This window comes from Dolichospermum lemmermannii CS-548, assembly GCF_028330815.1.
GTDB lineage: Bacteria > Cyanobacteriota > Cyanobacteriia > Cyanobacteriales > Nostocaceae > Dolichospermum > Dolichospermum lemmermannii.
The window spans coordinates 1-6,480 of the sequence record NZ_JAQMTJ010000198.1 but is presented as its reverse complement, the minus strand read 5'-3'; the positions used below and the strand labels follow the sequence as shown (position 1 = coordinate 6,480).

Annotated in this window: 4 protein-coding genes; 2 read left to right on the top strand and 2 right to left on the bottom strand. The window is 39.9% G+C overall.

From position 1 onward, the window contains the following. Nucleotides 1–90: 90 nt before the first annotated feature. Nucleotides 91–645 carry a hypothetical protein gene (locus tag PN450_RS24095; protein ID WP_417033749.1) on the bottom strand — a complete coding sequence of 185 codons (555 nt, stop codon included), beginning with the start codon at nucleotides 643–645 and terminating at the stop codon, nucleotides 91–93. Between the two features lie 89 nt (nucleotides 646–734). On the opposite strand from PN450_RS24095, the gene PN450_RS12925 reads away from it, so the two are divergent. Continuing rightward, the gene (locus tag PN450_RS12925) at nucleotides 735–989 is read left to right on the top strand and encodes a hypothetical protein (protein WP_148761453.1); all 255 of its coding nucleotides are present in this window, start codon (nucleotides 735–737) and stop codon (nucleotides 987–989) included. A gap of 72 nt (nucleotides 990–1,061) precedes the next feature. Here the strand turns inward: PN450_RS12925 and PN450_RS12920 are convergent, their stop codons facing one another. Next, on the bottom strand, nucleotides 1,062–1,637 hold the full coding sequence (locus PN450_RS12920) for a Uma2 family endonuclease (RefSeq protein ID WP_148761450.1): 576 nt from the start codon (nucleotides 1,635–1,637) through the stop codon (nucleotides 1,062–1,064). A gap of 412 nt (nucleotides 1,638–2,049) precedes the next feature. Between PN450_RS12920 and PN450_RS12915 the strand changes: the two genes are divergently transcribed. Continuing rightward, nucleotides 2,050–6,036 carry a magnesium chelatase subunit H gene (locus PN450_RS12915; RefSeq protein WP_271836583.1) on the top strand — a complete coding sequence of 1,329 codons (3,987 nt, stop codon included), beginning with the start codon at nucleotides 2,050–2,052 and terminating at the stop codon, nucleotides 6,034–6,036. The last annotated feature ends 444 nt before the right edge of the window (nucleotides 6,037–6,480 follow it).

Below are 6,480 nucleotides of genomic sequence, written 5' to 3'. Positions count from 1 at the left end.
GAATAGATTTTGATGACATTTTTGGTGATTTACTGTTTCTCAAATGCCTTTTTTCACTTTATCTGTTTGTTTTGATGCTCCCTTTGATTTTCATCTCCGTAATTTCCCTCTGTAACATTTTGGGGTGCGGAATGTGGGTTCTAAAGCGCATTCTTTCAATCTTTCCCATCCCAAGCGTTTAGCAGCTAAAAGTGAAATAGTTTTACCATTTCGGAACATCACATATTCATAGCCTTTATCATCAGAGTTTACATCAGCAATAATTTGATTTCTGACATCAAATCCCCATACTTTACCCGCTTCTTCCCAAAATATATTACAGGGATTTTTAAAGTTGGGATTGTCTAGGTATGAATCCTTCCAGTAGCGATCATCCCAACCGTCATTCATGGCTTGAATTATACAAGCATTGGGGTAAAAAGGTCTTGATTTTTCTTCTAACCAGTACCAATAAGCTATTGTCGCACGGATGGCATCTTCAAAACCTTCAATACGATTGAGAAGTGCTTCTTGAACATCCTCTTGATAAAAATCAACCCCTATATGAGCCAAAGCATATTTGTATTTGCTGAATATCTCATCTCTAACTTCCAATTCTTGAGGTTCAGATAGATAAGCTTCATTAAATGATTTTAAGCAAAGCATTGAGAAAGTTTATGATATAGATTAAATGATACTGTCAAACATCCGTTTATAAATGGATTATACTAGAAAAGTCATGTATCAATGAAATTATGAATAAAAGTAAAAAAGTTCCTCTGTTTGTTAAAAGCCAGATATTACCAACTGTTATTTATTCTTGGAATACTTCAGGAGAAAAACCTCACTTAAATAAGCCTAATTGGAATGTTGATATAGACTCAAATCCTTATGATATATACTGTGAATATATGGATCAATTTTGTAGAATTTCTTGTCATGGTTTTACTTATAATGAAGCAGAAGAATGGCTATCCGAAACTATAATCAAACTTGGTTTAAATAAATAATTATTCAAACCACAAAAATTTTTATGTATTTAGATACGCATTTAAAAATCACCTCTTTTTTTAGATCACAAACTACCAAATCATACCCAAATTCAAAACAAAACCTTTTAAAACATCTTCCCCCGAAACCGTAGCAGGAGAATCCAAAACCTCAACCTCTTTTCCTGGTCTATAAATCTCCACTTGACGAGATTTCCGATTAATTAATATACCCAAACGCACACCATTATCTATATATTCCTTCATCTTTTCTTGTGTAGTCTTCAAACTATCACTAGGAGAAAGTAACTCAATTACAAAATCAGGACAAATAGGAGGAAACTTTTGTTTTTCTTCACCAGTTAAAGCATCCCATCTTTCTAACTTAATCCAAGAAGCATCAGGAGAACGATCTGCACCATTTGGTAACTTAAAACAAGTAGAAGAATCAAAAACTATACCCTGTTTATTTTGATCATTCCATATCCAAACTTGAGCAGTAATACCCGCATTACGATTTCCCGTTTCTCCTCCCGTTGGTGGCATAATTATTAATTCCCCATTTGCAGTACGTTCAAATCTTAAATCACGGTTTGCTTGACATAGTTTAAAAAACTGGTCATCAGTCATTTTTATTACTGAATCTAAATTGACAGTTAAAGCATTCATTGTCATATCCTCATTGAATGTTCAGGGAGAAAATTTAACTATCTCATATCCTATTCTATATTATTAGTTACCAATTAATAGCTTTATTTTGTCATAATCCTGGGGTTTATAGTGTCAAACTGAACTATAAATAGCTAATTTTACTGAATAACTCCGTTATTTTGCAACTAAGTAGTTATTTGGCTATGTAAACAAAATTTAAAAACAGGTGAGAGAACCTGCATTCTTTGTTAAGATTCATGAATAAATATGTTGTTTTCTATATCATTTTGTGTCAGATATAGGACAAAACCCCCACAGAATCCGAGTTTTCTGCTAAAAAACTCTTATTGCCGAAAATAATTGCAGTTACAAACGGCCATATCAACCGTGATGAACTCCACAAAAACACGCCTTAAAGGAGCTTATTTGAATGTTTACCCAAGTCAAGTCCACTATTAGGCATATTGCACCAGACGATTTACGGGGACGTAAATTAATCAAGGTTGTCTATGTCGTGCTAGAATCCCAATACCAAAGTGCATTATCGCAAGCGGTACGGGAAATTAACGCTAATCATCCTAGCGTAGCCATAGAAATCAGTGGATACTTGATTGAAGAACTACGCAACTCTGAAAACTATGAGGAGTTGAAACGCGATATAGCCAGTGCTAATATATTCATTGCTTCTCTAATTTTTATAGAAGACCTAGCACAAAAAGTAGTTGCCGCAGTTGAACCCCATCGTGATAACCTAGATGTATCCGTTGTCTTCCCCTCCATGCCCGAAGTTATGCGCCTCAATAAAATGGGTAGCTTCTCTTTGGCGCAGTTAGGACAATCCAAGAGCGTGATCGCTAACTTCATGAAGAAGCGCAAAGAAAAATCTGGCGCTGGTTTCCAAGACGGAATGTTGAAGTTATTGCGGACTCTCCCCCAAGTGCTGAAATTCCTCCCCATGGAAAAAGCACAAGACGCGAGAAACTTCATGCTCAGTTTTCAGTATTGGCTAGGTGGTTCAGCGGAAAACCTGGAAAACTTCTTGCTGATGCTGGCTGATAAATATGTATTGAAAGGCGTAGAAAAAGAAAGCTTTGCTGCTGCTAAATATGAAGCACCTGTTGTTTATCCCGACATGGGTATTTGGCATCCTTTAGCGCCGACTATGTTTGAGGATGTGCGAGAATATCTTAACTGGTATTCTGCTCGCAAAGACATTTCTAGTAACCTTAAAGATCCCCTTGCACCATGCGTAGGTTTGGTATTACAACGGACTCACCTCGTTACCGGTGATGATGCCCATTATGTGGCAATTGTGCAGGAATTGGAATCTTTAGGGGCAAGAGTTCTCCCTGTTTTTGCTGGTGGTTTGGATTTCTCTAAACCAATAGAAGCTTACTTCTATGAACCAATTACAAAAATGCAGTTAATAGATGCGGTAGTATCTTTAACTGGTTTCGCTTTGGTGGGTGGACCCGCTAGACAAGATCATCCTAAAGCTATTGAAGCCTTAAAACGGTTAAATCGTCCTTACATGGTTGCCTTGCCTTTGGTCTTCCAAACCACCGAAGAATGGCTAGATAGCGATTTGGGGTTACATCCCATTCAAGTGGCTTTACAGATTGCTATACCCGAACTAGACGGCGCAATTGAGCCGATTATCCTATCAGGTAAAGATGGAGCAACTGGGAAAGCGATCGCTTTACAAGATAGAGTAGAAATAGTTGCTCAACGCGCCTTAAAATGGGCAAATCTCCGCCGCAAACCCAAATTAGACAAGAAAGTTGCCATCACCGTTTTCAGCTTCCCTCCCGACAAAGGTAACGTGGGTACAGCCGCATATTTAGACGTATTCGGTTCTATCTTCGAGGTTTTACAAGGACTCAGAAACAACGGTTACGACGTGCAAGACATTCCTGCAAACGCCCAAGAGTTGCTAGAACAAGTCATCCACGACGCACAAGCACAATACAACAGTCCCGAACTCAACATCGCTTACAAAATGTCTGTGCCAGAATATGAAGCATTGACACCCTACTCCCAACGCTTAGAAGAAAACTGGGGACCACCTCCCGGAAATCTCAACAGCGACGGACAAAATCTCTTGATTTACGGGAAACAATTTGGTAATGTTTTCATTGGTGTGCAGCCGACATTTGGTTATGAAGGCGACCCCATGCGGTTGTTATTCTCCCGTTCCGCAAGTCCGCACCACGGTTTTGCAGCTTACTACACCTATTTAGAACGGATTTGGGGCGCTGATGCTGTGTTACACTTTGGGACTCATGGCTCGTTGGAATTTATGCCCGGTAAGCAAATGGGAATGTCTGGTGATTGTTACCCAGATCAACTAATTGGCTCAATTCCTAACCTGTATTATTACGCAGCTAATAACCCCAGTGAAGCCACAATTGCCAAACGTCGCAGTTATGCAGAAACAATTTCTTACCTGACACCACCTGCGGAAAATGCTGGTTTATACAAGGGTTTGAAAGAACTCAGCGAGTTAATTGCTTCTTACCAAACTTTGAAAGACACTGGCCGGGGCGTTTCCATTGTCAATTCCATCATGGATAAATGCCGCATTGTCAACTTAGACAAGGATATTGAGTTACCAGAAACCGATTCTAAGGATATGTCCTCGGAAGAACGGGATAACATTGTTGGTAGCGTTTATCGCAGGTTGATGGAGATTGAATCGCGCTTGTTACCTTGTGGACTGCACGTGATTGGTAAACCTCCTAGTGCTGAAGAGGCGATCGCCACTTTAGTCAATATTGCCAGTTTAGATCGGCAAGAGGAAGAAATTCAAGGTTTACCCGGAATTATTGCTAGAAGTCTGGGACGCACCATTGAAGATATCTACAGAAACAACGATGCCGGCATTTTGGCAGATGTGCAACTATTACAAGATATCACCCTCGCTACCCGTGCGGCTGTCACAGCTTTAGTTCAAGAACAAATTGACGCAGAAGGTCGAGTTATCGCGGTTTCCAGGTTGAATTTCTTGTACATGGGTAGAAAAGAACCTTGGCTAGAATCACTGCATCAATCAGGTTACACCAAAGTTGATACCTCTGCGTTGAAACCCCTATTTGAATATTTGGAATTCTGCTTAAAACAAGTTTGTGCAGATAACGAACTTGGTGGACTTCTCCAAGGTTTAGCCGGTGAATACATTTTACCTGGTCCCGGTGGTGATCCTATCCGTAATCCTGACGTATTACCCACAGGTAAAAATATCCACGCTTTAGATCCCCAATCTATCCCCACTTCTGCCGCAGTCCAATCTGCGAAAATCGTCGTTGATAGGTTGTTGGAACGGAATAAGTCTGAAAATGATGGCAACTGGCCAGAAACCATTGCCTGTGTCCTCTGGGGTACAGATAACATCAAAACCTACGGTGAATCCCTCGCCCAAATTATGTGGATGATTGGTGTGCGTCCAGTTCCCGATGCTTTGGGACGGGTGAACAAGTTGGAATTGATACCTTTATCAGAGTTGGGTCGTCCTAGAATTGACGTTGTAATTAACTGTTCTGGTGTATTCCGCGACTTGTTCATTAACCAAATGAATTTGCTAGACCAAGGTGTGAAAATGGCTGCTGAAGCTGATGAACCCTTGGAAATGAACTTTGTCCGCAAGCACGCTTTGAAACAAGCGGAGGACATGGGAATAAATCTGCGTCAAGCTGCAACTCGCGTTTTCTCTAATGCTTCTGGTTCTTATTCTTCTAATATTAACTTAGCGGTGGAGAATAGCACTTGGGATAGTGAAGCTGAGTTACAGGAAATGTATTTGAAACGGAAATCTTTCTCTTTCAATTCTGATAATCCTGGGGTTATGGATGAGTCGCGGGAGATTTTTGAAACTACTTTGAAAACTGCTGATGCAACTTTCCAGAATCTCGATTCTTCGGAAATCAGTTTAACAGATGTTTCCCATTATTTTGACTCTGATCCTACTAAGTTAGTAGCAAGTCTGCGTGCAGATGGCAAGAAACCATCGTCTTATATTGCAGATACAACTACCGCGAATGCACAGGTGAGAACTTTATCGGAAACTGTGCGTTTAGATGCGCGGACGAAGTTGTTAAATCCCAAATGGTATGAGGGGATGTTATCTCACGGTTATGAAGGTGTGCGGGAACTCTCGAAGCGGTTGGTAAATACTACTGGTTGGAGTGCGACTGCGGGCGCTGTGGATAATTGGATTTATGAGGACACGAATGAGACTTTCATCAAAGATGAGGAAATGCAAAAGCGGTTGATGAATCTCAATCCTCATTCTTTCCGCAAGATTGTTTCTACTTTGTTGGAAATGAATGGACGCGGTTATTGGGAGACTAGCGAGGAGAATTTAGACCGGTTGAGAGAGTTGTATCAGGAGGTGGAAAATCGGATTGAGGGTATAGAATAGACTGATACATAACCAATAAAGTATGAGGCACGGTATAACCGTGCCTTGTGTGTATCATCCAGAAAAATGAGAAGTTAATCTTTCCATTAATTTAGGTCTAGAACTTGAAGAACAAAAAATCACCGTGGAAGTGAAAAGTTTGTTACAACATTCCTTTGCTTTTTCGGAATTTCACCAAACTCAACACCATAGCTTGACAACAACACCTAAAGCAAATATACTCAGATGATTATTGTTATTCAATGTCCTTGTAGGTTAGCAACTGGGTATAGGAGATAGCAAATGCCTCGATTTCAACCTGAGTTCACCTGAGTTCGATGTAAGAAAACCAGCTAAAAATGAGTATTCAAAAGGGTTAGAGGCTTTTCTGGAAAGAGCCTATATTCTCAATAAACATTAATTATTGAGAATTAATAGGAAACCAGCCTAGATTTAAGTAAATTT